This is a genomic window from Amycolatopsis sp. DSM 110486 (genome assembly GCF_019468465.1).
Taxonomy (GTDB): Bacteria; Actinomycetota; Actinomycetes; order Mycobacteriales; family Pseudonocardiaceae; genus Amycolatopsis.
Map to the genome: position 1 here is coordinate 397,000 of NZ_CP080519.1, position 26,306 is coordinate 423,305.

The window sequence follows — 26,306 nt, forward strand, 5'->3', positions numbered from 1 at the left end:
ACATGCCCACGCTCCTGCACCTCGACAGCTCGATCTGGCCCACCGGCACGTCCACCTCGCGCGACGTGACAGCCACCTTTCGCGGAGAGTGGGAGGCCCAGCACCCCCACGGGACGGTGATCCACCGCGATCTGGCAGCCGACCCGCTGCCCCACCTCACCGACGACGTGTTCACCGCCGGGAACGAGGACCCCCTGCGTGTCACACTGGCCCGCGAGCTCGAACAGGCCGACGTCGTCCTGATCGCCGCCCCGATGTACAACCTCACGGTCCCCAGCACGCTCAAGGCCTGGATCGACCAGGTGATGGTCCCCGGTCGCGTCATCGGCGAGCAGCCGTCCGCCGCGGGCACCCCGGTTGTGGTCGTCTCCAGCCGCGGCAGCACTTACCGGCCCGGCACCCCGCGTGACGGCAGGGATTTCGTCGTGCCCTACCTGACCACTCTCTTCGCCACCTACTTCGGCATCACCGAAGTCGAGTTCATCATCCCCGAGCTCACCTCCGCCGTGAAGCGGGCATGGGGTCCGGAACCTGTTCGCCTGTACGAAGCGTCTCGGGTCCAAGCACACGAAGACGCCATCACCAAGGCCAAGGAGCTGGCGGCCCGCTTCGCCTGAGCCGCGCCGCCGACGACGTCCGGGCCGGCGAGTGCTGAGCCACACCGGGCCGGCCGGGTACCGTGCGGCGGTGACCACGCTCGACGATCGCGGCGGTGCGCCGCTCAGGCGGCTGCACTGCGCGCCGCACCCGGGGCGGGAGTACCTGCCCATCGAGCTCGCCCTGCGCGACATGCGGGCGGCGCACGGGCGGGACCCCGAGACGGGTGACGGGCCGGGCACGCGGTCGTGGGTCGGGGTCTGCCTGGGCATGATCGTGCTCGACACGTTGTCGGGGACGTCCGCGCCGGCGGGGCAGCGATTCAAGCGGCTGCTGATCGAACACGGCGTGGATCACGACGACGCCGTGGTGCTGTGGATCATCCGCAACTCGCTGCTGCACGGCTACGGCCTGCCCCGTCCGGCCGACGTGCGGCACCGGCGCGTGGAGGTGACCGGTGAGACCGACGCGTTCGCGCTGGACACCGGCGACACACGGCTGGTGCGGCTGAGCGCACCGGTGTTCTGCAGCCACCTGGTGGAACGGGTGGCGGCGTCGGTGCCGCACCGATGGGACACGAGCCTCATCCACACGCACGACGCGCCCGCGGACGTTCGCTACGTGCCGTCCCCCGACCGTGGCGACCACATCGGGTAGGCGACTCCTGCTCGCGGACCGTTCGGCGCCGTTTTCAGAGAGAGCCAGTCGCCGCTTGCAGGCCGAGGCTCGTGGCCGCGACGGCGATCCACAGGACGCCGCCGAGCAGGAGCGGGCGGGGGCCGGCGCGGCGCATGTCCGCCAGGCGCAGGGAAAGGCCGATGCCCGCCAGTGCGGTGGTGATGAGGAACGTGCCCAATGTGGACAGTGCGGGGTGCCAGGACGCGGGCACGACGCCGAGGCTGTCGAGCGCGGCGGCGGCGATGAAGCCCACCAGGAACAGCGGGACGATGCGCCGCCACGGCATGGTGCGGATGCTGAACCCGGCCCCGCCCGCGTTCTCGCGGGCTTCGCGGCGGGCGGTGAGGAACGCGAGCACGATCACGATGGGGATGAGTGTGAGCGTCCGGGTCAGCTTGACGACGATGCCGTACGAGCCGGCGTCACCGCCGTAGGCGAAGGAGGCGGCGACGACCGAGGAGGTGTCGTTGATGGCCGTGCCCGCCCACAGGCCGAAGCTGTGCGAGCTCATGCCGAGCAGGTGGCCCAGCGGCGGGAACAGCAGCACGGCGGCGATGTTGAAGGTGAAGATCGTGCCGATGGCGTAGGCGACGTCCGTCTGCTTCGGCTTGATGACGGCGGTGGTGGCGGCGATCGCGGACGCGCCGCAGATGCCCGTGCCCACGCCGATCAGGGTGCGTGTGTCGCGATCGATGCCGAGCCGGCGGCCCAGCAGCCAGGCCCCGCCGAGGGCGACGGTGAGCGTGCCGAGCATGACGGGCAGCGACTGCACGCCGACGCGGACCACTTCCTGCAGCGACAGCCCGGTCCCGAGCACGACGATCGACAGCTGGAGCACCGGTTTCGAGGCCACGCCGTAGCCCGGCGCCCACCGCTGCTCGCGTAGCCCCGGCACGACCGCCGCGGCCAGCGCGCCGAGCAGAATGCCGAACACGGGCCCGCCGACGATCGGGACCAGTGAGCCCAGGGCAGTCGCGACCCCGGCGACGAGAAGCGCCACCAGCAGTCCCGGAGCGGCTTCGGCGACGCGGTCCCGCGCCGGGTGCCGGTCGGCGACCCGGTCCTGGGTGGCGGTCACCGGGCGCCCGTTCGTTCGCGTGTCCCCATCGACACTCCCCTCCCGAGTCTGCCCATGCGTAAATGTACGTACATTCAACGTAGATTATGTCCGCACATTTGGCTACCGGTAGTGTCGGGCGAGACAGCCCGGAGGAGGCCATGGCCCCACGAACGCTGAGCCGCTCCGGCTCCGAACCGCTCTGGCGCCAGCTCCAGCGCGAGCTGCTGACCAGGCTCGATGCCGGTGAGTTCACCGAACAGTTCCCGGGCGAGCTCGCGCTGGCCGAGGAGTACGGTGTCAGCCGCCACACGGTGCGCCAGGCCCTGCGCCAACTGCGCGCCGACGGGGTGGTCGTCGCCGAGCGCGGGCGTCAGCCGCGGGTCGCCCCGCCGGCCGAGATCGCGCAGCCGCTGGGCGCGCTCTACAGCTTGTTCACGTCCGTCGAGGCGGCCGGCCTCGCGCAGCACAGCATCGTCCGCACGTTCGACGTCCGCGCCGACGCACTCGTCGCCGAGCGCCTCGACCTCGAAGCCTCGACGCCGCTGGTCTACCTGGAGCGCCTCCGCCTGGCGGGCGACGAGCCGCTCGCGATGGACCGCGTGTGGCTGCCCGCCGACGTCGCGAAACCGTTGCTGCAGGCCGACTTCACGCACACCAGCCTCTACGGCGAACTCGCCCGCCGCACCGGGATCCGCCTCGACCACGGCCGCGAAGAGGTGCACGCCGTCATCCCCACCGCCGCCGAACGCACCCAGCTCGCCTGCGCCCACGACGTCGCGGCCTTCGCCATCAACCGCCTGAGCCACTCGCAGGGCCGCCCGATGGAGTGGCGCCACACCCTCGTCCGAGGCGACCGCTACGCGTTGACGGCCGAGTTCTCCGCCGCCGGATACCGGCTGGTCAGCCAGTCCTGAGGCGCCACGCGCCCGCGAACCGCACCAAGCCGGAGATCACTCGGGCGTCACCCACCGGTCATCGAGTTCTTCCGGAACCGCGCGGGCGACGTGCCCACCGCGGCGCGGAACGCCTCCACGAACGCCGATTCGGACCGGTAGCCGACCTCCCCCGCGATGCGCACCACGGACCGGTCGGAGTTCGCCAGCAGGTCGGCGGCGACCATCATGCGGACGGTGGTGAGCAGCGTCGCCACGGTGCCCCCGGTGCGCGCGGTGAACCGCCGCACGAACGTGGCACGCGACATCGAGGCCGCCGCGACCATGCGCTCGATGGTCCACGGTTCGCCGCGCCGTTCGACGACGCCGGCGATCACCTCACCCAGCACGTCGTCACCCATCGCGGTCCACAGCGCGGACGTCCCGAGACGTTGCTCGGGGCGGCTGCGCAGCGCCATCGCGAGCAGTGCGTCGCACACCGACGAGACGATGGCGCTCGTTCCCGGGCCGTCGAAGGCGGCTTCCGCGCGCAGGACCTCGGCCAGGGCGAGCGCCGAAGCGTTGAGCGTGACGTGCAGGAGGGACGGCAGCAGGCGGAACAGCAGCATTCCCGCGGCCGTGTCGAAATGGAAGTGGCCGCAGAACAGGTCGTGGTCGGGCTCGGCACCGATGGTGCGGCGAGTGGTGAACGTGGCGCCCTGCGCGTCTTCGAACGGCAGCTTCCGGCCTGAGGTCACGTGGACGTGGTGGGCGTCGCCGTGCGGGAGGACGAGCAGATCCCCGGGGGCGAGGTCGACGACCGCCGCCGCCGTGGTCACGGTGCACCTGCCCTCGAGCGCGACGTAGAACGGCACCTGCCCGGGCGCCGCCGCTTCCTGGTCCACGGAGAACCGGCCGGCCATCAGGCACCGCACGTCGATGCTGCTCTCCGGGCGCACGAGCCGGATGAGCCGGCTCAGCGCGTCCATGAGCCGATTCCGGTGAAACGTGAGCCGTTCACGCGTGGCCCCCTCCTCCGGTGCAGGCAATCATCCAGGGGCCTCGAGCGTGAACGCCACCGGACCAGTGGTCGCGCAAGCGTAGTCTGCGAAGCGCAGGTTCGACGCGCTTCGACCAGTGTCCACACGCAACAGATTCACGAGGTATTCGGGAACGTCGCGAGAAACGGAGACAACGCCATGCCGACGATCACCACCGACGACGGTGTCGAGATCTTCTTCAAGGACTGGGGCACCGGCCAGCCGATCGTGTTCAGCCACGGTTGGCCGCTGTCGGCGGACGACTGGGACACCCAGATGTTGTTCTTCCTGCAGCACGGCTACCGCGTCATCGCCCACGACCGTCGCGGTCACGGCCGCTCGTCGCAGGTCGCCGACGGACACGACCTCGACCACTACGCCGACGACCTCGCCGCCGTCACCGCCCACCTCGACCTGCACGACGCGATCCACGTCGGGCACTCCACCGGCGGCGGCGAGGTCGTGCGCTACCTCGCCCGCCACGGCGAGGCCCGCGTCGCCAAGGCCGCGATCCTGTCCGCCATCCCACCGCTCATGCTGCAGACCGACTCGAACCCGGGCGGCCTGCCCAAGAGCGCCTTCGACGACCTGCAGGCGCAACTGCTGGCGAACCGTTCCGTGTTCTACCGCGCGGTGGCCTCGGGCCCGTTCTACGGCTACAACCGGCCGGGCGCCGAACCCGACGAGGCGATCATCCAGAACTGGTGGCGCCAGGGCATGATGGGCAGCGCGCTGGCCCACTACGACGGCATCGTCGCGTTCTCCCAGACCGACCAGACCGAGGACCTGAAGAAGATCAGCGTCCCCGTCTTCGTCGGCCACGGTGACGACGACCAGGTCGTCCCCTACGCCGACGCCGCCTTGCTGTCGTCGAAGCTCCTGAAAAACGCCACGTTGAAAATTTACCCTGGCTTCCCGCACGGCATGCCGACCACCAAGGCCGACACGATCAACGCGGATCTCCTGGAGTTCTTCCGCTCCTGACCGGTACGCCCTGCTCTACCTCGCCCCGTCGCGGGCGAGGTAGAGCAACTCGTCCGCATTGTCGTTCCTGTGTGGACAGTCCGTCGGCCGCTCGCCTGGTCAGCGCACAGTGAGCCGCGTGAGGCTTGCCGTCGGGTTCCCGGTCACGTGAACGGCGACGTAGCGCGCCTGGCCGGTGAGGGGAACCGTGGTGGCGCGGCGCGCAGCCGGGGTTCGCGCCGCGGTGTAGGTGCGGCCGTCGACACTCGTCTCGACCGTGAAGGCGGGTAGGCGGCCGCCGGTCCAGGTCAGTTCGGCGGTGGTGACGTCGTGGGCCGCGCCGAGGTCGAGGACGAGGCGGCCGTTCGGGCCCGGGCGCCACGAGGTGCGCGGGTCGTCGTCGACGGCTGCGGCAGGGGTGGTCATGCCCGGCGGGAGGGGTTCGGCGGGGAAGGTGACCGCACCCAAAGCCAAGTCCGGCAAGGGGTACGGGCGGGTTCGGTGGGCAGTGACCGTCACCGGGTGCCGGGCGGGGAGGACCACGGGCCGCCACGGTTCGCCCGCCGGCTGCACGGAGAGGACCACGGTGTGGTCGGCGGTCAGCCGGAGGGTGGCGGCGTCGACGACGGTCGCGCGCACGCCGGCGGGCAGGGCGCCGCCCACGCCGCGCACGGTGAAGCGCGCCGGTTCGACGCGGGCTTCGGCGGGCGACGCCGACACCGACAACGAAGTGCCGGTCGCGGTGACGACCTGCGAGCCCTGGTACAGCGCCGCGGCTCCGTCCGAGGCGGGCAGGGTGAGGGTTCCCGACGTCGCCGCGGCGGAGAGGTTGAACAGCACGAGGTGCCCGTCGAGCACGGAAACCCGCAGTGCCGCGGAACTCGCCGTCGGGCGGGGCGCGCGCACCGCAGCGGCCAGGTCGCGCGGATCCGGGCGGCATTCGACGTGCAGGGGCGCGGAATCGCCGTCGGACAGCACGATCCGGTCGCCGGTGACGGTGGCCGGGTGCGGTGAGCCGGATACGACGAACCCGGCGCGGCCGTCGACGTCGAGCCAGCCGCCGGTCGTGCTGATGGCGGGCAGCGGGTAGGTGCCGGCCGCGGTCCACGTGATGCCGTCGGCCGAGGTTTCCACGCGATAGCGACGGCCGGCGGCGGCCTCCCAGGCCACGCGAACGCGGTCGAACCGTTGTGGCGCACCGAAATCGAGGGCGAGCCAGCTGTCGGCGCGCGGGCGGTCAGCGACGGAGACGGCCCAGCGCGTGGTCGCGTCGCCGTCGTTCGCGTACTTCGCCTCCTTGCCCGGCGAAGCCGAAGACGCCGAAGCCGTGGCCGCGCGGGCGAGGTCCGGGCCCGGCGCCCCGTCGCGGACTTCGAACGACCACACCGAATATCCGTACGCCGGATCCGGCTGCACGCCGAGGATCCGCACGTGCCGGGCCGTCACCGCGGAGAAAGTCACGTCGTCGGTGCGCCCACCGCCGGACGGCGGCGCCGGCGCGACGGGGACGGTCACCACGCCTTCGGCGGTGCGGTAGGTCCGCTCGCCGGTCAGCCCCGGCACGCCTGGCATGGCGAGGTTGTACACCGACACCACACCCTCGCCGGCGCCCAGACCGGTGCTGGAGTAGACCGCCGCGCCCGTCGGCAGGGTCGCGAAACCGGCGTAGCCGTTGTCGAATTTCCACACCGCGGCGCTCGCGTCGAATCCGTCGCGGACCTTCACCCACGTCGTCGCGTGCCGTTCCCGCACGGCCAGCGCGGTGGAGGGCAGCAGCATCGGCGTGGCACCGCTGACGGTGAACAGCCAGTCGTCGTGGTGCGGCTGCCACGCGAACTTCGTGAACCCCGGTTTGCTCACCGCCGCGGCCCACGCGGCCGGGCTGCGGTGCGCGAGCAGGCCGGGCCCGTCGCCGAAATCCGCGACGCCGACGGCGTGCGCGTCGAACTCCGCCTGGCTCACCGGACGCACCGGGCCACCGTGGTTCGCGCGCCATTCGTGCAGCAGGTAGCTGATCGCGATCTCCGCGCGTGCCTCCGGCTCGTACTTCGGCTCGCCCGAGAACTTCGTGACGCGATCAGCGGGCGCGTAGGCCTGGTACGGCTCCAGCCGTTCGGCCAGCTGCGCCTCGGCACGCGCGGCGTAGCGGTCGCCGAGCACCTGCGCGCGGAACGCCAGCGGAATGACGTCGCGGCCGTACAGGTGCTCGCGGTCGGCGACCATCGGCATCAGGGGTTCGCCCGCGTCGCTGGCCATCAGCAGCATCGTGCGCCACAGCAGCTCGCCGTTGGGCTGCGCGGTGAGCACCTCCGGCAGCGGCCGCCCGGCCAGCAGGAAGTGCATCGCGTTGCGGCCGGAGGTCCGCCAGAGCTCCTCCTGGTAGTGCGGGCCGAAGGAACCGTGGTTCTCCACAAGGAAGGTGTCGTAGAGGTTCTCCGCCGTGTTGGCCGAGATGGGCACACCGTCCACCACGCGCGGGTTGGCCAGGTCCGCGGCGGGCAGCGCGGTCTCGTTGCGGCTCCACCGCCCGAACCACTCGCGCCACTGCGCGGCGCGGGGATCCATTGCGGCCCAGGCCATCCCCGGGGCGAGGGCCTGGGCGTACACGCCCATCTCCTCCAGCTTGGTGTCGCCGACGTGCCCGCCGGCCAGCCCGTTCGGCGTCCAGTCGCCGGACAGCGGGTCGTTGCCGGTACCGAGCCCGGCGGTGTACGCGGCCTGCCCGGTCGCGATCTCGTCCAGGTTCGCGCGCGTGGCGGCGTCGAGGTCGTGCCACAGCAACCGGCCGGCCAGCTGGAAGTAGGACTGGAACGTGGTGTCGAAGAACAGCCGGCGGCCCCACTCGGTGCCGCCGGTGATGAGGTTGCTTGCCGCGAAGTGCCGGATGGTGTCGACGGTGTGCCGGTGCAGCACCTCGCGCTCGACGCCCGTGACCGCCGCGTCGTACCCGTCTCGCGTGAGCAGGACGGCGTTGCCCAGAACCACGGCGAACGTGAAGTCCTTCGCCGGGTAGACGCCGGCCGCCGGGTCGAACTGCTGCTCGGCCCAGCGGGTGTGGCGCAGCAGCACGCGCAGGTAGGTCGCGGCGACGTCGTCGGGCGCTCCCCCGCTGCGGGCCGGGGCCGGGGCGTCGCCCCGCGCCGCCGGGGTCACCAGGCCCGCGCTCACCAGCGCGAGCCCACCCGCGCCGAGTCCCTGAAGCACCGCGCGCCGCCTCAGCGCCATGTCCGCCCCCTCGTTGACAACCTTGTCATCGCGTCGGCGCCGATTCTGCTTGCCGAGGCGACCGGCGGGCAACGCCGGACGGGAAACCCGTCCGATTCAGGACAACTCAGCCGGCGTCGGACCCGTTCGCGGTGCGTCCCAGCCGCACAGCGGAAACGAGGAAGAAGATGCCACCCAGGGTGGCGTAGCCGGCGAGGGTCGTGAGGGACGCACTGTCCTTTGTGGCCTGCAGGACGAACGAAGCGCCGGCCACGACGGAGATGCCGCCGCTGAGGATCACGGGCCACTGGCCGCCCAGGGTGCGGCGCAGGAGGCCGACGGCGAGCTGCACGAGGCCGGCCACGATCGCCCAGGCGCCCCACACGCCGAGAACGGCGGGGATGCCCGACGAGGCCGCGACGGCCAGGCCCACGGCGGCGAGCAGACTGATCACCACATTCACATACAGGCCCGCGACCGGCTTGCTCCCCTTCGCCGAACGGGCGTCGACGACGGCCGCGGCCACGTCGAACAGCGGGTAGAGCACGAGCAGTGTGGTGCTGACCGGACCGAGGCTCGACCCGGTCACGAACAGCAGCGCGGCCCAGACCACAGCGAACGCGAAGCGGATGAAGTACAGGCGCCGCAAGGGTTTCGCGATGCCTGCGGGGGCCGGAACGGTGGTGGTGCTCATGGAGTGCTCCTTCGTCGTGGGGCCTGAGGTAGACAGATCGTTCTATCTCGTGGTGAGGACTATGGCAGCCGCGACGCCGAGTCGTCAAGACCGACCGTTCTATCTGCTACCGTGGAACCAGCGACGAGAGGTGGACGGCGAAGTGTCTGAAGCACGAGCCCGGCTGCTCGCTTCGGCGACGCGGCTGTTCTATTCGGAGGGTCTCCACTCGGTCGGCATCGACCGGGTCATCGCCGACGCGGGCGTCACCCGCGCCACGCTCTACCGGCACTTCCCGAGCAAGGACGACCTGCTGGTCGCGTACCTGACGGCGGCCGACCAGGCGATCCGTGCCGACGTCGAGACCGCCCGCGCCGGCAAGGCCTCCGGGGCCGACGCCGTCCGCGCGGTCGCCGAGTCGATCGCCGACGGCATCCGCACGCCCGGATTCCGCGGCTGCGCGTTCCTCAACGCCGTCGCGGAGTACCCCGATCCCGCGCACCCCGTCCACCGGGCCGTTCTCGCCCACCGGCAGTGGTTCCTGGAGGTCGTCACCGAGCTGCTCGCGCAGGCCGGCGAGACGGCGCCCGAGCCGGCCGCGAGGCACTTCGTCATGCTGCGGGACGGCGCCATGGCCGCCGGCTGCCTCACCGATCCGGCACCGGTCTGCGAAACCTTCCGCCTCGGCGTCGAGGGAATCCTCAAGTACCGGGACACTCCGGTCGTGGTCACGAAGAAGACCGGCCGGACCTCGTAGGTCCGGGCCTCGTCGCGACACGCGGGCCGCCGCTCTCGAACCTCCGAAACGCCGCGACGGCGGTGAGCGCCGCCACTATTGAATGAACATTCATTGACGCCCGGACGCGCCCGTGTCATCGTCGTATTAAATGAATATTCATTAGTGGAGGTAGCCATGACCAGCACCCTCGCCCCGGCCCACTGGACCCCCGACCGGATCGGCGACCTGCGCGACCGTGTCGCGCTCGTGACCGGCGGCAACAGCGGCATCGGCCTCGAGACCGCCCGCGTGCTGACCCGCCACGGCGCTCGCGTCCTCCTGGCCGGCCGCAGCCAGGAGAAGCTCGACGAAGCCGTCGCCACCCTGCGCAACGACCAGCCCACCGCGCGGCTGGACACCGTCGTGCTGGACCTGGGCTCGCTGGCCTCGATCGCGGAGACGTCCGGGCGGCTGGCGGCCACCGAGACGATCGACCTGCTCTTCAACAACGCCGGCGTCATGAACGTGCCGCAGCGCCGCACGACCTCGGACGGGTTCGAGCTGACCGTCGGCACCAACCACCTCGGGCACTTCGCCCTCACCGCCGGACTGCTGCCCGCGCTGCGCCGCGCCGAGGCCGCGCGAGTGGTCACCGTCAGCGCGCTCGCCGCGACCTGGCGCTCCGGCCGGCTCGACGACCTGATGAGCCTGCAGCGCTACGGCGGGATGAGCGCGTACGCGAAGTCCAAGCGCGCGAACGTCGTCTTCACCCAGGAGCTGTCCCGGCGGCTGGCCGGTACCGCCCTGCGCGCGGTGTCCGTGCACCCCGGCTCGGCCGTGACCAACCTGCAGCGCCACTCCGAAGGCGTGGTCTCCCTGGCGATGATCGCGTTGCTCCGCAACGTGGCCATGGGCTCCCCGGAGGGCGCGGCCTGGCCGTCGCTGTACGTCGCGACCAGCCCCGAAGTGATCAGCGGCGCCTTCTACGGCCCGGCCGGCCGCGACCAGACCTCCGGCACTCCGAAGCCGGTCAAGCTCCCCCGCGGCGCGGACGACCCGGCCGAAGGCGCCCGCCTCTGGGCCGAAAGCGAACGCCTCACCGGCGTCACCTTCGCCCTCTGACCTCCCGAAAGGACCTGATCCCATGGCCGACCCGACCTTCGACCTCCGCCTGCAGAACGTCGACCCCGCGCTCCTCGAGGCCCAGCGCGAGGTGAACGCCGTGCTCGCGAAGATGCCTCACCCGGACGTCCGAACCCCCGAAGGGCTCGCCGCCCTGCGCGCCGGCACCGCCCACAACCCCGGTGTGACGGACCTGAGCCCCACCGAACGCCAGGTCGACGGCCCCGCCGGCCCGCTGCGGCTGCGCGTGTTCACGCCGCCCGAGCCACGCGCGGTCCTCTACCGCATCCACGGCGGCGGCTGGGCTGCCGGAGCACCGGAGGACGACGACCTCGTCAACGACCGCCTCTCGCGCGCGACCGGCGCGATCGTCATCAGCCCGGAGTACCGGCTGGCGCCCGAGGCCACCGTCCCCGAGCAGATCGAGGAGACCGTCGCCGTCGCCCGCTGGCTCGCCCGGCACGCGGCCGCGGAGTTCGGCACCGGCCGGCTGCTGATCGGCGGCATCTCCGCCGGCGCGCACCTCGCCGCGGCGACGCTGCTGGCCCTGCGCGACGCCGGTGACCCCGCGTTCGGCGCGTTCGCGGGCGCGTACCTCGACTGCGGCATCTACGACCTGGGCCTGTCCCCCAGCGCCGCCGCGGCCACCGAAGACAGCCTCGTGCTCACCCGGTCCTGGATCGACGGCCTGCCCGACCTCGCCCTCCCCCACCACACGCCGGAGCAACGGCGCGCCCCGCAGCTGTCCCCGGCGCTGGCCGACCTCACCGGTTTCCCGCCCACCCTGCTGACCGTCGGCGACCTCGACCCACTGCGCGACGACGCGATCCTGCTCGCCGCCCGCCTGCGTCTCGCCGGCTGCGACGCGCGGCTGGAGATCTGGCCCGAAGCCCCGCACGCGTTCACCAACATGGCCACCCCGCTCGGAAACGTCGCCCTCGACAGCGCCATCGCGTGGATCAACGACCTCCTCGAGCCACCGCGCACGGCGCCCGACCCCGCGGCCCTCGTGCACCGGTTCGTCACCGAGGTCGTCAACGGCGGCGACCTCGACGTCGTCGACGAGCTCTGGCACGACGACCTCGCGTGGCACGCCGGCAGCGCCGGCGACCTCCATGGCCTAGAGGCCTACGAGGCGTCCCTGCGTGCCGCGATCGGTGGTGCCTTCACCGGCATGCACCTGACCGTGCACGACACCCATGTCGACGGCGGCACGGTCGTGCTCCGGTTCACCAACAGCGGCACCCACACCGGGCCGTTCCTCGGTGTCTCCGCCACCGGCCGTCACGCGAGCTGGTTCGGCATCGGCATTTACACCGTGCGGGCGCGCAAGATCGCCGAGGCGTGGTTCGGCGAGGACATGCTCGGCCTGCTGCGGCAGCTCAGCGAGAATGAACATTCATTAGGATGACGGCATGGCACGGACCCGAGACCCCGAGAGCAAACGGCGGCAGCTGCTGGACGGCGCGCTCACCGAGTTCGCCGAGCACGGCATCGGCGGCGCCCGCGTGGAGCGCATCGCCACCCGCGCCGGGGTCAGCGCCGGGCTCGTGTATTCCTTCTACGACGGCAAAGAAGGGCTGTACGAGGCGGTCTACGACGCCATCGTCGAGCAGGTCGTCTCCGGGATCCCCATCGACGCGGACGACCTGCCCGAATACGCGGGACAGCTCTACGACGCGGGCCTGCGGTACCCGGACGTGATGCGCTTCATCACCTGGTACCAGCTCGAACGCGGCGGCGTCCGGCCCGTCGTCGCCGAGTCCATGACCGACAAAACCGCGGCGATCGAGGACGCGCAGCGCCGCGGCACCGTGACCGCTCAGCGGACGCCCGGCGAGCTGCTCGCCCTCGTGCTGACCATCGCGAACATGTGGCAGAACCAGGGCGAAGACGTCCGCGACCTCGTCCCCGAACCCGAACGCCGCCGCCTCGTCACCGACACCGTCCGGCAGCTGGTGGACCCGGCACACTGACGGCGGTCCGTCCGCTGTCCATCCCGCTGTCCATCCACTGTGGAGCGGAATCCGCGCCGCACACGGCCGTGACGGCACGCGGACACCGCTTCACCCGAATCGGAGGAGCACCGCGGGCCCCGGACGTGATTCGGTGACGGCGATCGCCCGGGGGCGGGCACTGGACCGCGGAGGGCTCATGACCGGAGACACGCAGCACAGGGTCGTCGCGGGCAGGCTGTGGGCCGGCGGCGGCGCGACGGCACTGGTCGCGGCGCTGGCCGCCATCGTGGTGGTGCTCGTCGCGCGCGGGCTGTTCGACGTGCCCGTGCTGGCCCCGGAAGGCAAGGGCGCTTGGGGCGGTGTCGGCACGGTGGCCTACGCGGTCGGCGCCGCCGTCGTCGCCCTCGCGGCGACGGGACTGCTCCATCTGCTCTTGATCAGTACGCCACGCGCGAAGTCGTTCTTCGTCTCGATCATGCTGCTCGTCACCGCGATCGCCGTCGTCATCCCCCTGGGCCTCGACGCGGACCGCGGCGCTCGGATCGCGACGGCCGCCGGGAACCTCCTCATCGGTCTCGTGATCACGAGCACGCTGTCCGGCGTCGCCGGCGCGGCGGTCCGGGCGCGCCGGCCGGTGCGGTGAGCTCCGCCCCGGGGCACCGGGGAACCGATCCCGGCGCCGGAATTCACCTCCCCCGGGTGATGTCGCGCGGGGCGGTCGATGGGAACGCTGCCGGTGACCGCGTACGGCAATTCTCGCGGCAGAACCCGCGTCCGGGGCAGGCCGGGGGGACACGGCCGGAAGCCGTTCGACCCTGGTAACCGATCCGTTGTGGACGGACCTCCCGGTCGTGCGGGTCTCGAGCATCGGAGGCGTGATGGCACTGGCTCAATCGGACTACCCGTTCCTGGACGTGATCTGGACCATGCTGGTGTTCTTCGGCTGGGTGGTCTGGTTCTGGATGCTCATCGTGATCTTCGGCGACCTCTTCCACCGCTCGGACGTCTCCGGCTGGGGCAAGGCGGGCTGGACTGTGTTCGTCCTGGTGCTGCCGTTCGTCGGCGTGCTGATCTACCTCATCGCGCAGGGCAAGCACATGGGCGAACGCCGCCAGTCCGAGGTGGCGTCCAACCAGAAGCAGTTCGACGACTACGTCCGCTCGGTCGCCGGCAACGGCGACAAGGGCGCCGCCGGCCAGATCGCCGAAGCGAAGAAGCTTCTCGACACCGGCGCCATCAACGCGGAGGAGTACGAATCCCTGAAGGCCAAGGCACTCGCTCGGTGAGCGCGGGCCGGCCAGGCCCCGCCGGCAGGCCGAGGCCGGCGGGGCCGCTCCTGCTCTCCGCCGCGACCGGGTGACCGGGCGGGCCGGTTTCCGACAAGGCGCAGGCGGAGGTGGGCGTGGCCGAGCAGGTGGTTGACCGAAGCGCCGGGCGGCGCCGCGCGGCGGGCATCTACGGGGTGATCGTCACCGCGGCCATCCTGACCGCCGTGGGCGGACAGCTCTCCACCCTGTCGCTGGCCGTCGCGGTCGTGGTCACGCTGCTGATCTACTGGACGGCCGAGGAATACGCGGAGCTGCTGGGCGAGGAAGTCGAAGACGGCAAACTGCCGAGCCGGGCGCGGATCGCCGCGGAGCTGCGGGCCACGTGGCCCATGGTGACGGCCTCTTTCGGCCCGATCGCCGCGCTGCTGCTGGCCCGGTTCGCGGGCGCCTCCCCCGTCGCCGCGGCCAACACCGGACTGGCGGTGGCCGTGGTGGTCCTGACCTACCACGCGTGGTCCGCGGCGCGGGTGGCCCGGCTGCGCGGCGTGGCGCTGATCGTGACGACCTGCGCGGCGGGGCTGCTCGGCGTCGTCATGATCCTTTTGAAGAACCTGATTCTCGTCCATCTGCATTGAACGGCACCCAGTCGGCGCCCGTCTCCTGACGGAACGCCGCCACGGCGGCGCCGACAGTGGGGTAGAAATGAGCGGGGTCCATGGTGCGGGTCAGCTCGTACCGGTCGATCTTGCGCCGCACCGGGTCCTTGACTTCGGCCATGACCAGGTGGATGCCGCGGGCGTTGAGCTCGTCGTCGAGTTCGCGAAGCATGTCGGCCGCGGTCGTGTCCACATCGGTCACCGGCTCGGCGGCCACCAGAATCCAGCCGGGTGCGGGACTCGCCGAGGCCAGCCGGCGGATCTCGGCGCGGAAGGTCCTGGCGTTGGCGAACATCAGCGGCGCGTCGAAGCGGAAGATCACCAAGCCCGGAAGCCGCAGTGCGTGCGGGTAGGACCGGACGTCGTGGAAGCCGCGCAGACCCTCGACCTGCCCGAGAATCGTGTGGTAGGGCAGCCACGCGTGCCGGAACACGTTCAGGATCGACAGTCCCACGGCGATCGCGATGCCGGGCAGCACGCCGAGCAGGGCGACGCCGGCCAGCGCGGCGGCCGAGAGCAGGAACTCGGTCTTGCGCTGCCGCCACAGCCGCACCGTCCCGGGCACGTCGGACAGCGACAGCGCGGCGGTGATGACGATCGCGGCCAGAACCGGCTGTGGCAGGTTCCGGAACAGGCCGGGCGCCGCCACGATCATCACCGTAATCAGCACGGCGCCGACGACCCCCGTCAGCTGGGTGCGCGCCCCTGCCTGCTGCGCGACCGCGGTCCGCGAGCCACTGGTGCTGACCGGAAACCCTTGGAAGAGCCCTGCCGCCAGGTTCGCCACCCCGATGCCCGCCATCTCCTGGTTGCCGTGGACCTCTTGCCCGGTGCGGGCGGCGAAGGCCGAAGCCGTGGAGATCGTGTCCGCCAGCGACACCAAGGCGATGCCCACCGCGCCGGCGAACAGCGGCGCGAGATCGGCGAACCCCACGTGCGGGAGCGTCAGCGGAGGAAACCCGGCAGGAAGAACGCCGACCACCGGCACGCCGTGCTCGGCCAGGTCGAACACGGGGACCACGATGAGCGCGAGCACGACGACGACCAGGACCGCGGGGATTTTGCGCACCCAGCGCTGCAGCACCAAGATCACCGCGAGCGCGCCGAGGCCCACCGCCGCGGCCGCGGCGACCACCTCGCCGCCCGCGATCGCCCGGGCCACCGCGCCGATTTCGGCGATGAGCCCCTCCCCGTCGACGCTGAACCCGCACAGCTTGGGCAGCTGGCCCACCACGATGGTCAGAGCCAGCCCGTTGAGATACCCGATCATCGTGGGCTTCGAGATGAGGTCGGCGATGAACCCGAGCTTCGCGACCGAGGCGACGATCATGATCACCGCGACCATGATCGCCAGCATCGACGCCAGCGCGACGGCCCGCGCCGGGTCGCCGTCCGCCGCCACGAGCGGCAGAATCGTCGCGGCGATCATCGGCCCGAGCGACGAGTCGGGTCCCAGCACGAGGATCCGCGACGGCCCGAACACCGCGTAACCCAGCAGGCACAGGATCGACGTGTACAGACCGGTGATCGCGGGCAACCCGGCGAGCTCCGCGTACGCCATGCCTTGCGGCACCAGGAGCGTCGTGAGGACGACACCCGCCACCACGTCCTTGACCAGCCACTGGCGCCGGTAGGTCCGCACCACCCGCAGACCGGGGATCCACTGGACCATGGCGCCGATCCCTTCTGCCGACAGCCGGTGCCTGCGATGGTAACCAAGCCACGGGTATCGGTCCTCGCCTCAGAAGGAGGAGCCAGTGCGCGGACTCCGTCCACTGTGGAGATCGTCCGCCGACGACGGTCAGTCCGTGACGCCGGCCGCGTCCAGCAGGGTTCCCGGGGTGGCGACGGCCAGGCCGCGCAGGTCGTCGGCGCGGCTGCTGGCCCCGTCGTAGAGAACGGCGAGCTGGCGGGTGAGAAAGTCGGGTCGGTGGCGACGCCGGGATGGTCGGCGCCGCAACCGCTTGACCGGCGCGCACGTCGGAGTCACACCGCGTGCCCGCAGTGGGGGCACGCCGGCTGAGCCGTCAAGCCGGGGGCCAGCACTTCGGCCGCCGACACGACGAGCAGGCCGTGCTCGGCGGCGAACGACGCCAGTTCTTCCGGACCGGCCAGGTCACCCGCGTCCCGTTGCGACACGATGCCGCTGAGCACCGCGGCTTCCCGCTTGCCCGCGAGCCGCACCAGGGCGAGGGCGGCCTCGCCGCGCCCGGCGCGGTGCGGGGTGCTTTCGCGGGCCGTGCGGATGGGCACGACGTGGCCGGGCCGGGTGAAGTCGGCCGGAGTGGCGGCGGGATCGGCCAGCAGCCGGATGGTGCGGGCGCGGTCGGCCGCGGAGATGCCGGTCGTCCCGCCGGCACGGGCGTCGACCGTGACGGCGAAGGCTTCTCCTCCGCACGCCGGCGACCCGGGGTACATCAGCGGGAGCCCGAGGCGGTCGCAGTCCTCGTCCGGCAGGGCGACGCAGACGAACCCGTCGGTGTAGCGCACGGACACCGACACCAGGTGCGGCGTGGCGTCCTGCGCCGCGAACACGAGGTCGCCGTGCGTGCCCGCCACCACCACCGGCCGGCCGGCCGCGATCGCGGCCGCGGCCTGCTCGACGCTCACCGTGTCGAACCGGCTGCCTGCTGAGGAAAGCTGCTGTGTCATTGTCGTCTTCCTTCGTGGGGTCCGGCGGTGGAGAGACGGCCCTCTCCACCGCCGGACCCGGGTCGCTCAGCCGGCGGCGGGCCTCGAGGCGATGCGGTGGAAACCACCGCGGTAGAACAGCAGCGGCTCGGCGCCGTCCTGCGCGTCCGGCGAGCTCATCTCCAGCACCCGGCCGAGGACGAGGTGGTGGTCGCCCGCGTCGTGCTCGGCGTCGATCTCGCAGTCGAGCCACACGAGACTCCCGGCGAGGACGGGGTTCCCGGTCGCGGTTTCGGTGTGCGCGACCCCGCTCCACCTGTCGACGCCCTTGCGAGCGAACGCGGAGGCGACCTCCCGGTGGCCGTGGCCCAGCACGGATACGGCGAACCGGCCGACGTCCCGGATCAGCGGATACGTGCTCGAAGTCCGGGCGACGCCGATCAGGATCAGCGGCGGGTCCAGCGAAACGCTGTGGAACGACTGGCACGTGAACCCGAGACGCTGCCCGTCGTCCGCGGTCGCCCCGACCACCACGACACCGGAGGCGTAACGCCCCACGGCGTCGCGGTACGCGCGGGAATCACTGACGCTCGTCAACTGTCGCGTCACGGGATCCGCACCCCCTCGGCCAGGCGGGCGAGCTGCCCGATCGTGCGGGCGTAGCGCGCGGCCGCCTCGTCGGCGAGGGCGTCCAGCGCGTCCATCGACGAGGTCTCGAAGTACCACCCGGCTCCCGGAACCACGGCGCCGAGCTCGGTCAGCAGCGGGGCGAGGTGGCTGTCGACGCCCATCGAGTGGGCGGGGCTCCCCCCGGTCATCACGGGGATCGCCGTCACCCCGGCCAGCGCGCCCGCCGCGTAGCGGTCCAGGAATGCCTTGACCAACCCGGTGTAGGTGGCCTTGTAAGTCGGGCTCGCGATCACCACGAGATCACTGCCGGCGACGCGCTCGGTCAACGCCGACATCACCTCCGACGGCCACGCGAAGATCTCGGCGGAATGGTCGGCGAGGTCGATGACCTGCCGATCCGCATCGTCCTTCACCAGCCGGTCGAGCAAGGCTTCGGCGACTTTCCTCGTCCGCGAAGCGGGCTTCGGATTTCCGACGACAATGGTGGTTTTCATAGCTGCTCCGTTCGGCCCCGCGAGGCCTCGGGCTTCGTCGCGACAGTGGGACGCTGACGAACTTCCTGCAGCTGGTACGAGATCTTGTGGCCCGTACAGCCCCGCGACAGCTCATGTCACGGGCCGCGTCTTGGCGCGGAGTGACGATCACGTTAGCGCGGAGTGAGGAGCCGGCACAATAACACCCAGGGGTTATGGCCACGCCGGCGTTCGCGAGCAGAAACTGTCGATCAAATCTTCTCGACGAGAAATGTGGTCACCGTGGACGACAGCATGGTCAAGCCGAATCCCATTCGAGACTCGGCCAACAAGCTCAAGCTGAGCATTTTCGGCGTGAACGGCAAAGGCGCTGCCTTCACCCATCACCCCGACCGGTTCTCCGGCGATTGGGACGAGATCAGCCGGCTGGCCAAACGGGCCGATCAGCTGGGCATCGAAGGCTTCGTCTCGGCGTCGCGCTGGCGCGCGTTCGGTGGCGACGGGCACTACTCGGGCGACGTGATGGAAACCTTCGCCTGGGCCGGCGCGATCGCCGCGATCACCGAGCGGATCAGCATCATCAGCACGTTCCCCATGTCACTGATCAACCCGGCGTTCGTCGCCAAAGCCGAGGCGACGGTCGACCTGATCTCCGGCGGCCGTGCGGGGATGAACCTGGTCTGCGGCTGGTTCCCGCCCGAGTTCGAGTTGTTCGGCGTCCCGATGCAGGAGCACAACGACCGCTACGGTTACGCCGACAAGTGGATGGAGGTGTTCGACAAGCTCTGGTCCTCGGACGAGGGCTTCGATCTGAAGAACGAATACTTCGACGTCAAGAACGCCATGTCGCAGCCGCGTCCGCTGCAGTCGCGCCCCGTTCTCCTCAACGCCGGCGGCTCGCCGCGTGGCCGCCAGTTCGCCGCGCAGCACGCCGAAGTCGCCTTCACCATTCCCGACGATCCCGATCCCCAGGCCGTGAAGGCGCGGGTCGCGGAATACCGCGAAGAAGCGCGCAAGAAGTTCGGCAAGGAGATCCAGATCTGGCTTTCCGCGTACGTCGTGCAAAAGGACACCACCGCCGAAGCCGAGGCCTACGCCCAGGACTACATCGTGACGCGAGGCGACGACATCGCGGTCGCGGACCTGATCGAGGCGAACATCCCGAACGCCAAGACGATGCCGCCGGAGAAGATGGCGGAAATGTCTTACGAGTTCAAAGCCGGCTACGGCGCCTACCCGTTGGTGGGGACGGCGAGCGACATCGCGCAGCGCATGAAGGAGCTCTCCGAGGCCGGCGTCGACGGCCTGATGCTGATCTGGCTGGACTACGAACAGGGGCTGGAGAAGCTCGCCGGCGAGGTGCTGCCCCGGATCGAAGAAGCCGGTTTGCGCAGGCCCGCCACCGCCGGGTGATCAACGCCGCCGGGACCGCTTGCGAGCGATCCCGGCGGTTTTGTGTTCCGCCGGGATTTCAGGACTTTACGAGATTGTTCTCCTGCAGGTACCGCAGGGCTTCGAGCCGGGAGCGCACGCCGAGCTTGTGGAAGCTGTGCTTCATGTGCTGTTTGACGGTGTTGACCGCGATCCCGAGCTCGGCGGCGATCTCCGCGTTGCTCAGCCCGCTCGTGGCCAGCGCGAGCACCTCGCGCTCCCGCTCGGTCAGTCCTCCGTCGGCTCCCGCGGACGGCGAGGTGCCGGCCTGGGGTGTCCCCGAAGGCTCGGACAGATCGATCGTGTCGATGTCGAGGGTCGCCGCGGCGGGTCCCGCGAGTGGCGCCCCGGGTGCGCGCCGCTCGTAGGCCGCGGCGTTGGCCAGGCCGATCGCGAGGAACTTCGACAGCCGGTGCGCCAGCTCCTGGTCCCGGGTGGTGAACGCCGGACGGCCGGTCCGGCGGGCGAAGGTCGCCGTGCCGACGGGACGGCCCTCGGCGACGAGCAACGCGTAGAGGCAGTGCTCGAACCCGTAGTCGGCCAGGAGCTGTCCCACCGGTGAGCGCAGGTGGTCGGTGCGGCGGCCGTGCAGCACCGCGTCGTGGACCGGGAACCGCGACGCGGTCGAACGCTTGAAGTACGGGTTCGCCGGCCCGGCGATGGGCACGAACTCGAGGAGCATCTTCACCGGCGCGCCCGTCAAAGATGCCACCTGGCCCCGGTAGCGGCGGTCGAGCAAATGGATCGCGCCCGAATCGCACTGCAGGAGGCGCACCAGCTCCGGCAGGGTCCGCTGCTGCACCGTGACCGGACGTAGTGAACCGCAGGCGAGCTCGCCGAACCGGGCCACCTCCTGCCAGTCGAGACCGGTCATCGTGTGCTCCTCCCGCCGGCCGGCGGCTGATCCTCGGTTGCCGCCCCGCCTCGAGATATTACGGACTCGGCAGCGGCGGCGACCCTTTCGCGACCACGATCGTGTCAGCCGAAAGGGCCGCCGCCGCACTCAGTGACCGAAGGCCTCGTGCAGCCACCAGGCCCCGCCGTCGGAGGTGATCTTGGCGTCGAGCACCAGCGGCCGCCGGGGCGCCGACGACAGCCAGTCCTTGACCGCGGCCAGGTCGTCGGCCGAGCGCACGGTCAGGCCCTCGCAGCCGTGGCCCCGGGCCAGCGCGGCGAGGTCGCCGTCGGGGAAGGTGACGTTGTCCAGGCCCGCTGTCCCGGCGCCGAAGTGGTGCACTTCCGCGCCGTACATGGCGTCGTTGTACACGACGACCAGCAGCGGAATCCCGAGGCGCACGGCCGTTTCCAGCTCCGAGAGCCCCATCAGGAACCCGCCGTCGCCGAGCGCCGCGACGGGGACGCGGTCCGGCCGCGCCAGCGCGGCGCCGATCGCGCTCGCCAGCCCCAGCCCGACCGACTGGAACGCCTGGGTGAAGCAGAACCCGTACTCGTCCGGCACGTCGAGGTACATGCTCGGGTAGCCGAGGAAGTTGCCGGAGTCCAGCGACACGGTCCGCTCGGCCGGCAGCAGCTCGTTGAGCTTCGCCGACAGCGTGCGCGGGTCGATGCGGTCCTCGGTGGAGGCGTCGTCGAACGGGAGCTGGTTCCAGCGCAGGCCCGTGCGGAGGCGGTCGCCGAGCTCCGGTCGCCGGTAGCCCGTCCGCGGCGGCGCGCCACCGGAGCGGAGCAGGGCGGTGGCCGCGCGGGCGGTTTCCGCGACCCCGCCCCACAGCCCCAGGTCGACGCCGCGGTGCCGGCCGATCGCCGCCGGGTCCAGATCGACCTGCACCACGCGGGTGTCGGCCCCGATCAGCGCGCCGTGCCGCGTCGTCCACATGTTCAGTGCGCACCCGAACGCCACGACCAGGTCGGCCTGCGAAACCAGCTCGACCGTCAGCGGTGAGGCGAACCCGCCCGAGACGTCGATGCTCCACGGGTCGTCGTTGAACAGTCCGCGGCTCACGGCCGACGTGGCCAGCAGCGCGCCGGCCTGGTTGCCGAGCTCCCGGACCGCCTCGCCCGCACCGGGCGAACGGCCACCTCGGCCGACGATGAACACCGGCCGGGACGCCTCGCTCAGCAGCCGGGCGAACTCCGCCAGCGGCTCGGGCGCCGGCTGAGGCACGGCGATCGCAGCCGGGACCGTCCCGTGCTCCTGCTCCGGCAGCTCCAGCTCCTGGACGTCGATCGGGACGTTGAGCACCACGGTCCGCCGCTGCTGCGCGCAGATGGCCAGCGCGCGGGCCACGTCCCGCAAGGCCGTCCCCGGCGAGCCCACCCGCAGCGGCACCGCGCCGACACCGGCGGCGAGGCCGGGCTGGTCGATGAAGAAGTTGGACGCCGGGTCGCCGGCCTCGGCCGTCAGCACCAGCAGCGGGGTCCGGCTCTTGGCCGCCTCGGTGATCCCGGTGAGCGCGTTGGTGTAGCCGCAGCCCTGGTGCAACGACAGCACCGCGACCTCGCCCGACATGCGCGCGTACGCGTCGGCCATCGTCGCCGCGCCGCCTTCGTGGCGCGCCGCCACGAACCGCGCTCCCCCGGCCACCAGCGCTTGGGTGAAGTGGAAGTTGCCGCTGCCGACCACCCCGAACGCGGCACGCACACCGTGCTCGGTCAGGTACCGGCCGATGGCCTCGTGCACGAGCATGGTCACTTCGCTCCGTTCTCGACGAGAGCCAGCACGCGGGTCGGGCTCCCGGAGCCGCCGACGACCCGCAGCGGCGCCACGATCAGCAGAGCGCCGGTCGGGGGCAGCAGGTGCAGGTTCTGCAGCTGGGTGATGCCGTACTTGCCGGCGCCGAGCAGGTACGAGTGGACGGGGAACTCGGGATCGAAGCGGAACGCCTGCCCGGCGTCGGTACCGACCGTCTCGACGCCGAACCCGAGGATCGGCGTCTCTTGCGCCAGCCAGCGCGCGCAGTCGGGATCGACGCCGGGGGTGTGCGGCCCGTCGTCGTCGGCGTTGAGAAAGGTCTCCTGGTCGTGCGAGCGCGCAGCCCAGCCGGTGCGGAACAGCAGCCAGCCCTGCGGCAGCGGGCCGTGTTCGCGCTGCCATTCCTCGACGTCGTCGCGGCGCAGCACGTAGTCCGGGTCGGCGGCGGCCTCGCGCGTCTTGTCGATCACGACGGCCGGCGCGACCAGGCGGGCCGGCGGCACGGACGCGACATCCTCCAGCTCGGCGCCGGTGACCCAGTGCCGCGGCGCGTCGAAGTGGGTGCCGACGTGCTCGCCGGTGTGGATGCCGTTCTGGTACGACGTGCGGCCGCGTTCGTCGTATTTCGCCAGCTCCTCCAAGCGGAACCGGGGAATCGGCGCCATGTCCGGCGGAAGGTCGAGCACGGGGGTGTCGGACGAGAGCGGCGCCGTGAGCTCGATGATCGACACGTCACCGCGGGCGAGGGCGCCGACCAGCACGGAGACGGATCCGGTGGTCTCAGGCGAAGAAGACATGAATGCATCGTGTGCGCGCGGGCGCCGGCGCACCAATGCCTATCCCGGCCTGGTTATGCCTGTCTGGTTATACCGGAACGGGTCTGCTATACCTCGCCACGGAAAGGGTGAGGCCAGTGGACCGGCAACGTTTCCTCGACGGCCGCCTCAAGATCCGGCACCTCGTGCTGGTGATCGCGATCGCGGAAAACGGCTCCCTGCTGGGCGCCGCCAAAGATCTGCACGTGACGCAGCCGGCGGTCACCCGGGCGCTGCGCGAGACGGAGTCGATCGTCGGTGTGGAGCTGTTCGTGCGTGGCCCGCGCGGGGTGCGCCCGACCGCGTCCGGGGACATCCTGCTCGACCACGCGCGGGCCGTGGTGAGCACGATGACCTCCGCGCAGCACCGCATCGACGGGCTGCTGCGGGACGGGGCGGAACCCGTGCGCGTCGGCACCAACCTCGCCGGCGCCTACGTGCTGCTCCCCTCGGCACTCGTCCGGCTCAAGGCCGAGCACCCGACCCTGACGGCGACCGTGATCGAGGGCCTGGGAGCCGATCTCGACGTCCGGCTCGCCCACGGCGAGGTCGACCTCCTGGTCGGCCGCCCGCCTGCCGTCGCGAGCCGGTTTCACCACGCGCCGCTGTACGAGGAACCCGTGGGCCTCGTCGCGCGCCGCGACCACCCGGCCATCCGATGCGGACTGCGTTCCCTGGCCGAGTTGCAAGAGTTCCCCTGGATCCTGCCGGGCCGGCCCACCGCGCTGCGCGACGAGCTCGACGAGCTGTTCGCGCGCCACGAAGTTCCCTTGCCCCGCAACGTCATCGAGTGCTCGACGATCCTGACCATGCGCTCGATCCTGCTGCACACCGACGCGATCACACCCCTGCCCCTGCTCATCGGCGCCGCCGACGACGCCCTCGGCTACCTGCCGGTCCGGCTGGAGACCGTGCCTCGTGCCATCGGCATCACCACGCTGGCCGGTCGCACACCGTCGAAGAGTGCCCAGCTCCTGATCGGCCATCTCGTCGCCGAGGCGCAGCGGATCTCCGCGGAGATCTCCCGGCTCGACTTCGGATAACACCCAGGGGTTATGGCCGCGGCGGCGCGAACCGACGATCCTCACCCGAAAGACCCGACGGGGAGGACAGCTCAGTGCAAGCGAACGAAACGGCACGTTCTCTGGCGGTGGCGCGATGACCGGGGCGGAGACCGAGCAGCAGCCCGTCGACCTCGTGATCGCCGCCGGCGCGATCGCCACGATGGACGCGCGGCGGCAGATCCTGCTCGACGGCGCGGTCGCGATCCGCGGCACCCGGATCGTCGCGGTCGGCAAGCGGGAGATCATCCTCGCGCGCTACCGCCCGGACACGCTGATCGACGAGGCCGACAGCCTGCTGACCCCCGGGCTCGTCGACGCCCACCAGCACCCGGCGAGCGGGTTCCTCGTCGGCGGCGGCTTCATCGACGAGCTGCCGCCCGCGCGAAGGCTGGCGGGTGTCATGGCTCCGCACGAGAAAATGCTGACCCCGCAAGAGGCTTACGCCAGCTCGCTGGCAACGTACGCCGAGCTCATCCGCCACGGGACCACTACCTTCATCGACGCAGGCAGCCCACAGTCGGCGGAAGCCGTGAAGGCGGCCGAGGAGATCGGCATTCGCGGCGTGATCGTGCCCCGCACGAGCGACCTGCCCGGCATGCTCGGCCGGGACCCGGAGACCGTCCACTCGGTACTCGACCACGCGGACGAGGTCTACGACCGCTTCCACGGTTCGGCCGGCGGCCGCATCCAGGTCTGGTACGGGCTCGACGACCCGACGTCGGTCAGCGACGAGCTGATCCGGGGCGTCGTCAAACACGCCGGTGACCGCGACACGGGCGTGTCCGGCCATTTCATCGGGATGCCGCCGGCGCCGGGCACTTCGCAGCCCGAGCGGAACCCCCAGCTCGAACGCTACGAGCGGTTCGGCGTGCTGGAGCTGGCGCCGGTGCTCGCGCACGTCGGGTGGCTGCCGGAGGACGACGTGAAGCGGCTCGGGGCGTCGCCGGCGTTCGTCGCCCACTGCCCGTCGACCAGTTTGCTCGGCGGGCAGGGCTGGGTCGCCCACGGCGTGATCCCCGACCTGGCGGCGGCGGGGACCGAGCTGGTGCTCGGCACCGACGCCGCCGCGATCAGCCGTTTCCTCGACCTGGTGCGGGTGATGTACCTGGCGGCGGTGTGCCACAAGGACGCGCACCGCGACCACTCGCTCATGCCGGTCACGTCGGTGTTCGAGATGGCGACGGTGAACGCGGCGAAGGCCCTGCGCGCGGCGGACCGGCTGGGGTCGGTCGAGGCCGGCAAGACCGCGGACCTCGCCCTGTTTTCCTTGGCCGGCCTGGCTTACCGGCCGTTCCGGTTCGGCAACCCGGTCGCCGACCTCGTCTACGCGGGCAGCGGCGCCGACGCGACGACCGTGGTGATCGACGGTGTCGTCGTCATGCGCGACCGGGTGCTCACGACCGTCGACGTAGCCGAGGTGGCGCGGGCGGTCGACGAGGCCGCCGGTCCCGCGATCGACAAGCTGGGCGGGCGCCGGGCGCCGGCCTGGCCGGTCGGCTGACGTCTCCGGGCCGAGGGCCGGCGCATCATTCCACTATGGACAGTCGACAGATGTTCGACGGCCGGTTGAAGATGCGGCACCTCGTCCTCGTCGACGTGCTGACGGCGGAGGGCAGCGTGATGGCCGCGGCGGCGCGGCCGCACGTCGCTCAGCCGTCGGTCACCCGGGCGCTGCGGGAGCTGGAGACCATCGTCGGCGTCGAGCCGTACGAGCGAGGACCGCGCGGGGTCACGCCCACGGTCTACGGACTGTCGTTCACCGAACACGCCCGCTCCATCCTGGGACAGGTGGTCAGCGCC

At 71.4% G+C, this 26,306-nt stretch carries 26 protein-coding genes and 1 pseudogene; 15 read left to right on the forward strand and 12 right to left on the reverse strand.

Features of this window, described 5'->3' with window-relative positions; translation table 11 throughout:
- Positions 1-2 precede the first annotated feature (2 nt).
- On the forward strand, positions 3-617 hold the full coding sequence (locus K1T34_RS01940) for an FMN-dependent NADH-azoreductase (protein ID WP_220242587.1): 615 nt from the start codon (positions 3-5) through the stop codon (positions 615-617).
- A gap of 70 nt (positions 618-687) precedes the next feature.
- On the forward strand, positions 688-1,254 hold the full coding sequence (locus K1T34_RS01945; RefSeq protein ID WP_220242588.1) for a hypothetical protein: 567 nt from the start codon (positions 688-690) through the stop codon (positions 1,252-1,254).
- Positions 1,255-1,288: 34 nt separating this feature from the next.
- On the opposite strand, the gene K1T34_RS01950 is transcribed toward K1T34_RS01945, so the two are convergent.
- Positions 1,289-2,353, reverse strand: coding sequence for a YeiH family protein (locus K1T34_RS01950; protein WP_220242589.1), 1,065 nt, complete (start codon positions 2,351-2,353; stop codon positions 1,289-1,291).
- Between the two features lie 140 nt (positions 2,354-2,493).
- Here K1T34_RS01950 and K1T34_RS01955 point away from each other — a divergent pair, with 140 nt between their 5' ends.
- Positions 2,494-3,249, forward strand: a complete 756-nt coding sequence (locus K1T34_RS01955; RefSeq protein ID WP_220242590.1) for a GntR family transcriptional regulator — start codon at positions 2,494-2,496, stop codon at positions 3,247-3,249.
- A 47-nt stretch (positions 3,250-3,296) separates the two neighbouring features.
- Here the strand turns inward: K1T34_RS01955 and K1T34_RS01960 are convergent, their stop codons facing one another.
- A complete protein-coding gene (locus K1T34_RS01960; protein ID WP_220242591.1) occupies positions 3,297-4,196 on the reverse strand; it encodes an AraC family transcriptional regulator in 900 nt (299 codons plus the stop codon).
- Between the two features lie 210 nt (positions 4,197-4,406).
- Between K1T34_RS01960 and K1T34_RS01965 the strand changes: the two genes are divergently transcribed.
- Positions 4,407-5,231, forward strand: a complete 825-nt coding sequence (locus K1T34_RS01965) for an alpha/beta fold hydrolase (protein ID WP_220242592.1) — start codon at positions 4,407-4,409, stop codon at positions 5,229-5,231.
- A 99-nt stretch (positions 5,232-5,330) separates the two neighbouring features.
- Here K1T34_RS01965 and K1T34_RS01970 read toward each other — a convergent pair whose 3' ends face one another.
- Both K1T34_RS01970 and K1T34_RS01975 read right to left on the reverse strand, forming a co-directional pair.
- The gene (locus K1T34_RS01970) at positions 5,331-8,435 is read right to left on the reverse strand and encodes a discoidin domain-containing protein (RefSeq protein WP_220242593.1); all 3,105 of its coding nucleotides are present in this window, start codon (positions 8,433-8,435) and stop codon (positions 5,331-5,333) included.
- 106 nt (positions 8,436-8,541) lie between these two features.
- A complete protein-coding gene (locus K1T34_RS01975; RefSeq protein ID WP_220242594.1) occupies positions 8,542-9,108 on the reverse strand; it encodes a hypothetical protein in 567 nt (188 codons plus the stop codon).
- A gap of 142 nt (positions 9,109-9,250) precedes the next feature.
- Between K1T34_RS01975 and K1T34_RS01980 the strand changes: the two genes are divergently transcribed.
- From K1T34_RS01980 to K1T34_RS02010, 7 genes are all read left to right on the forward strand, one after another.
- On the forward strand, positions 9,251-9,844 hold the full coding sequence (locus K1T34_RS01980; RefSeq protein ID WP_220242595.1) for a TetR/AcrR family transcriptional regulator: 594 nt from the start codon (positions 9,251-9,253) through the stop codon (positions 9,842-9,844).
- Positions 9,845-10,000: 156 nt separating this feature from the next.
- Positions 10,001-10,927 (forward strand): oxidoreductase, encoded by a 927-nt coding sequence (locus tag K1T34_RS01985; RefSeq protein WP_220242596.1) that lies wholly within the window; start codon positions 10,001-10,003, stop codon positions 10,925-10,927.
- A gap of 22 nt (positions 10,928-10,949) precedes the next feature.
- Positions 10,950-12,338: an alpha/beta hydrolase fold domain-containing protein gene (locus K1T34_RS01990; protein WP_220242597.1), complete on the forward strand. Its 1,389-nt coding sequence runs from the start codon at positions 10,950-10,952 to the stop codon at positions 12,336-12,338.
- A gap of 4 nt (positions 12,339-12,342) precedes the next feature.
- Positions 12,343-12,903, forward strand: coding sequence for a TetR/AcrR family transcriptional regulator (locus K1T34_RS01995; RefSeq protein ID WP_220242598.1), 561 nt, complete (start codon positions 12,343-12,345; stop codon positions 12,901-12,903).
- A gap of 178 nt (positions 12,904-13,081) precedes the next feature.
- Complete coding sequence (locus K1T34_RS02000) at positions 13,082-13,528, forward strand: DUF6069 family protein (RefSeq protein WP_220242599.1); 447 nt, start codon at positions 13,082-13,084, stop codon at positions 13,526-13,528.
- Between the two features lie 235 nt (positions 13,529-13,763).
- Positions 13,764-14,171 (forward strand): SHOCT domain-containing protein, encoded by a 408-nt coding sequence (locus tag K1T34_RS02005; protein WP_220242600.1) that lies wholly within the window; start codon positions 13,764-13,766, stop codon positions 14,169-14,171.
- A 116-nt stretch (positions 14,172-14,287) separates the two neighbouring features.
- A complete protein-coding gene (locus K1T34_RS02010; protein WP_255638247.1) occupies positions 14,288-14,788 on the forward strand; it encodes a hypothetical protein in 501 nt (166 codons plus the stop codon).
- Here K1T34_RS02010 and K1T34_RS02015 read toward each other — a convergent pair.
- From K1T34_RS02015 to K1T34_RS02035, 5 genes are all read right to left on the reverse strand, one after another.
- Positions 14,745-16,481, reverse strand: a complete 1,737-nt coding sequence (locus tag K1T34_RS02015; protein WP_220242602.1) for a SulP family inorganic anion transporter — start codon at positions 16,479-16,481, stop codon at positions 14,745-14,747. The genes K1T34_RS02010 and K1T34_RS02015 overlap by 44 nt on opposite strands.
- 129 nt (positions 16,482-16,610) lie before the next feature.
- A complete protein-coding gene (locus K1T34_RS02020; protein ID WP_220242603.1) occupies positions 16,611-16,799 on the reverse strand; it encodes a hypothetical protein in 189 nt (62 codons plus the stop codon).
- Entirely contained in the window at positions 16,796-17,461 is a 666-nt protein-coding gene (locus K1T34_RS02025) for a 3,4-dihydroxy-2-butanone-4-phosphate synthase (protein ID WP_220242604.1), read from the reverse strand. The genes K1T34_RS02020 and K1T34_RS02025 overlap by 4 nt, the downstream gene beginning before the upstream one ends.
- Before the next feature lie 66 nt (positions 17,462-17,527).
- Positions 17,528-18,049 carry a flavin reductase family protein gene (locus K1T34_RS02030; protein WP_255638248.1) on the reverse strand — a complete coding sequence of 174 codons (522 nt, stop codon included), beginning with the start codon at positions 18,047-18,049 and terminating at the stop codon, positions 17,528-17,530.
- On the reverse strand, positions 18,046-18,564 hold the full coding sequence (locus tag K1T34_RS02035) for an NADPH-dependent FMN reductase (RefSeq protein WP_220242605.1): 519 nt from the start codon (positions 18,562-18,564) through the stop codon (positions 18,046-18,048). Before K1T34_RS02035 ends, K1T34_RS02030 begins: the two co-directional genes overlap by 4 nt.
- A gap of 261 nt (positions 18,565-18,825) precedes the next feature.
- On the opposite strand from K1T34_RS02035, the gene K1T34_RS02040 reads away from it, so the two are divergent.
- The gene (locus tag K1T34_RS02040; protein WP_220242606.1) at positions 18,826-19,956 is read left to right on the forward strand and encodes an LLM class flavin-dependent oxidoreductase; all 1,131 of its coding nucleotides are present in this window, start codon (positions 18,826-18,828) and stop codon (positions 19,954-19,956) included.
- 58 nt (positions 19,957-20,014) lie between these two features.
- On the opposite strand, the gene K1T34_RS02045 is transcribed toward K1T34_RS02040, so the two are convergent.
- From K1T34_RS02045 to K1T34_RS02055, 3 genes are all read right to left on the reverse strand, one after another.
- Positions 20,015-20,848 (reverse strand): LuxR C-terminal-related transcriptional regulator, encoded by an 834-nt coding sequence (locus K1T34_RS02045; RefSeq protein WP_220242607.1) that lies wholly within the window; start codon positions 20,846-20,848, stop codon positions 20,015-20,017.
- A 129-nt stretch (positions 20,849-20,977) separates the two neighbouring features.
- Positions 20,978-22,621 (reverse strand): thiamine pyrophosphate-binding protein, encoded by a 1,644-nt coding sequence (locus K1T34_RS02050; protein ID WP_220246946.1) that lies wholly within the window; start codon positions 22,619-22,621, stop codon positions 20,978-20,980.
- Positions 22,622-22,623: 2 nt separating this feature from the next.
- The gene (locus K1T34_RS02055) at positions 22,624-23,424 is read right to left on the reverse strand and encodes a cyclase family protein (RefSeq protein WP_220242608.1); all 801 of its coding nucleotides are present in this window, start codon (positions 23,422-23,424) and stop codon (positions 22,624-22,626) included.
- Between the two features lie 116 nt (positions 23,425-23,540).
- Here K1T34_RS02055 and K1T34_RS02060 point away from each other — a divergent pair, with 116 nt between their 5' ends.
- From K1T34_RS02060 to K1T34_RS54585, 3 genes and pseudogenes are all read left to right on the forward strand, one after another.
- On the forward strand, positions 23,541-24,485 hold the full coding sequence (locus tag K1T34_RS02060) for a LysR substrate-binding domain-containing protein (protein ID WP_220242609.1): 945 nt from the start codon (positions 23,541-23,543) through the stop codon (positions 24,483-24,485).
- Positions 24,486-24,600: 115 nt separating this feature from the next.
- Positions 24,601-26,007 carry an amidohydrolase family protein gene (locus tag K1T34_RS02065; protein WP_220242610.1) on the forward strand — a complete coding sequence of 469 codons (1,407 nt, stop codon included), beginning with the start codon at positions 24,601-24,603 and terminating at the stop codon, positions 26,005-26,007.
- Positions 26,008-26,078: 71 nt separating this feature from the next.
- A pseudogene (locus K1T34_RS54585) lies at positions 26,079-26,243 on the forward strand (LysR family transcriptional regulator); the annotation flags it as partial.
- Between the last annotated feature and the right edge of the window lie 63 nt (positions 26,244-26,306).

What these genes read in the sequence shown, in the direction of transcription:
- K1T34_RS02025 (WP_220242604.1), bottom strand. Translation starts at nt 17,461, where the DNA reads ATGACACAGCAGCTTTCCTCAGCAGGCAGCCGGTTCGACACGGTGAGC.
- K1T34_RS02035 (WP_220242605.1), bottom strand. Translation starts at nt 18,564, where the DNA reads ATGAAAACCACCATTGTCGTCGGAAATCCGAAGCCCGCTTCGCGGACG.
- K1T34_RS01995 (WP_220242598.1), top strand. Translation starts at nt 12,343, where the DNA reads ATGGCACGGACCCGAGACCCCGAGAGCAAACGGCGGCAGCTGCTGGAC.
- K1T34_RS01975 (WP_220242594.1), bottom strand. Translation starts at nt 9,108, where the DNA reads ATGAGCACCACCACCGTTCCGGCCCCCGCAGGCATCGCGAAACCCTTG.
- K1T34_RS01985 (WP_220242596.1), top strand. Translation starts at nt 10,001, where the DNA reads ATGACCAGCACCCTCGCCCCGGCCCACTGGACCCCCGACCGGATCGGC.
- K1T34_RS02000 (WP_220242599.1), top strand. Translation starts at nt 13,082, where the DNA reads ATGACCGGAGACACGCAGCACAGGGTCGTCGCGGGCAGGCTGTGGGCC.
- K1T34_RS02015 (WP_220242602.1), bottom strand. Translation starts at nt 16,481, where the DNA reads ATGGTCCAGTGGATCCCCGGTCTGCGGGTGGTGCGGACCTACCGGCGC.
- K1T34_RS01990 (WP_220242597.1), top strand. Translation starts at nt 10,950, where the DNA reads ATGGCCGACCCGACCTTCGACCTCCGCCTGCAGAACGTCGACCCCGCG.
- K1T34_RS02045 (WP_220242607.1), bottom strand. Translation starts at nt 20,848, where the DNA reads ATGACCGGTCTCGACTGGCAGGAGGTGGCCCGGTTCGGCGAGCTCGCC.
- K1T34_RS01970 (WP_220242593.1), bottom strand. Translation starts at nt 8,435, where the DNA reads ATGGCGCTGAGGCGGCGCGCGGTGCTTCAGGGACTCGGCGCGGGTGGG.
- K1T34_RS01965 (WP_220242592.1), top strand. Translation starts at nt 4,407, where the DNA reads ATGCCGACGATCACCACCGACGACGGTGTCGAGATCTTCTTCAAGGAC.
- K1T34_RS01960 (WP_220242591.1), bottom strand. Translation starts at nt 4,196, where the DNA reads ATGGACGCGCTGAGCCGGCTCATCCGGCTCGTGCGCCCGGAGAGCAGC.
- K1T34_RS02055 (WP_220242608.1), bottom strand. Translation starts at nt 23,424, where the DNA reads ATGTCTTCTTCGCCTGAGACCACCGGATCCGTCTCCGTGCTGGTCGGC.
- K1T34_RS02050 (WP_220246946.1), bottom strand. Translation starts at nt 22,621, where the DNA reads ATGCTCGTGCACGAGGCCATCGGCCGGTACCTGACCGAGCACGGTGTG.
- K1T34_RS02065 (WP_220242610.1), top strand. Translation starts at nt 24,601, where the DNA reads ATGACCGGGGCGGAGACCGAGCAGCAGCCCGTCGACCTCGTGATCGCC.
- K1T34_RS01955 (WP_220242590.1), top strand. Translation starts at nt 2,494, where the DNA reads ATGGCCCCACGAACGCTGAGCCGCTCCGGCTCCGAACCGCTCTGGCGC.
- K1T34_RS01940 (WP_220242587.1), top strand. Translation starts at nt 3, where the DNA reads ATGCCCACGCTCCTGCACCTCGACAGCTCGATCTGGCCCACCGGCACG.
- K1T34_RS02005 (WP_220242600.1), top strand. Translation starts at nt 13,764, where the DNA reads ATGGCACTGGCTCAATCGGACTACCCGTTCCTGGACGTGATCTGGACC.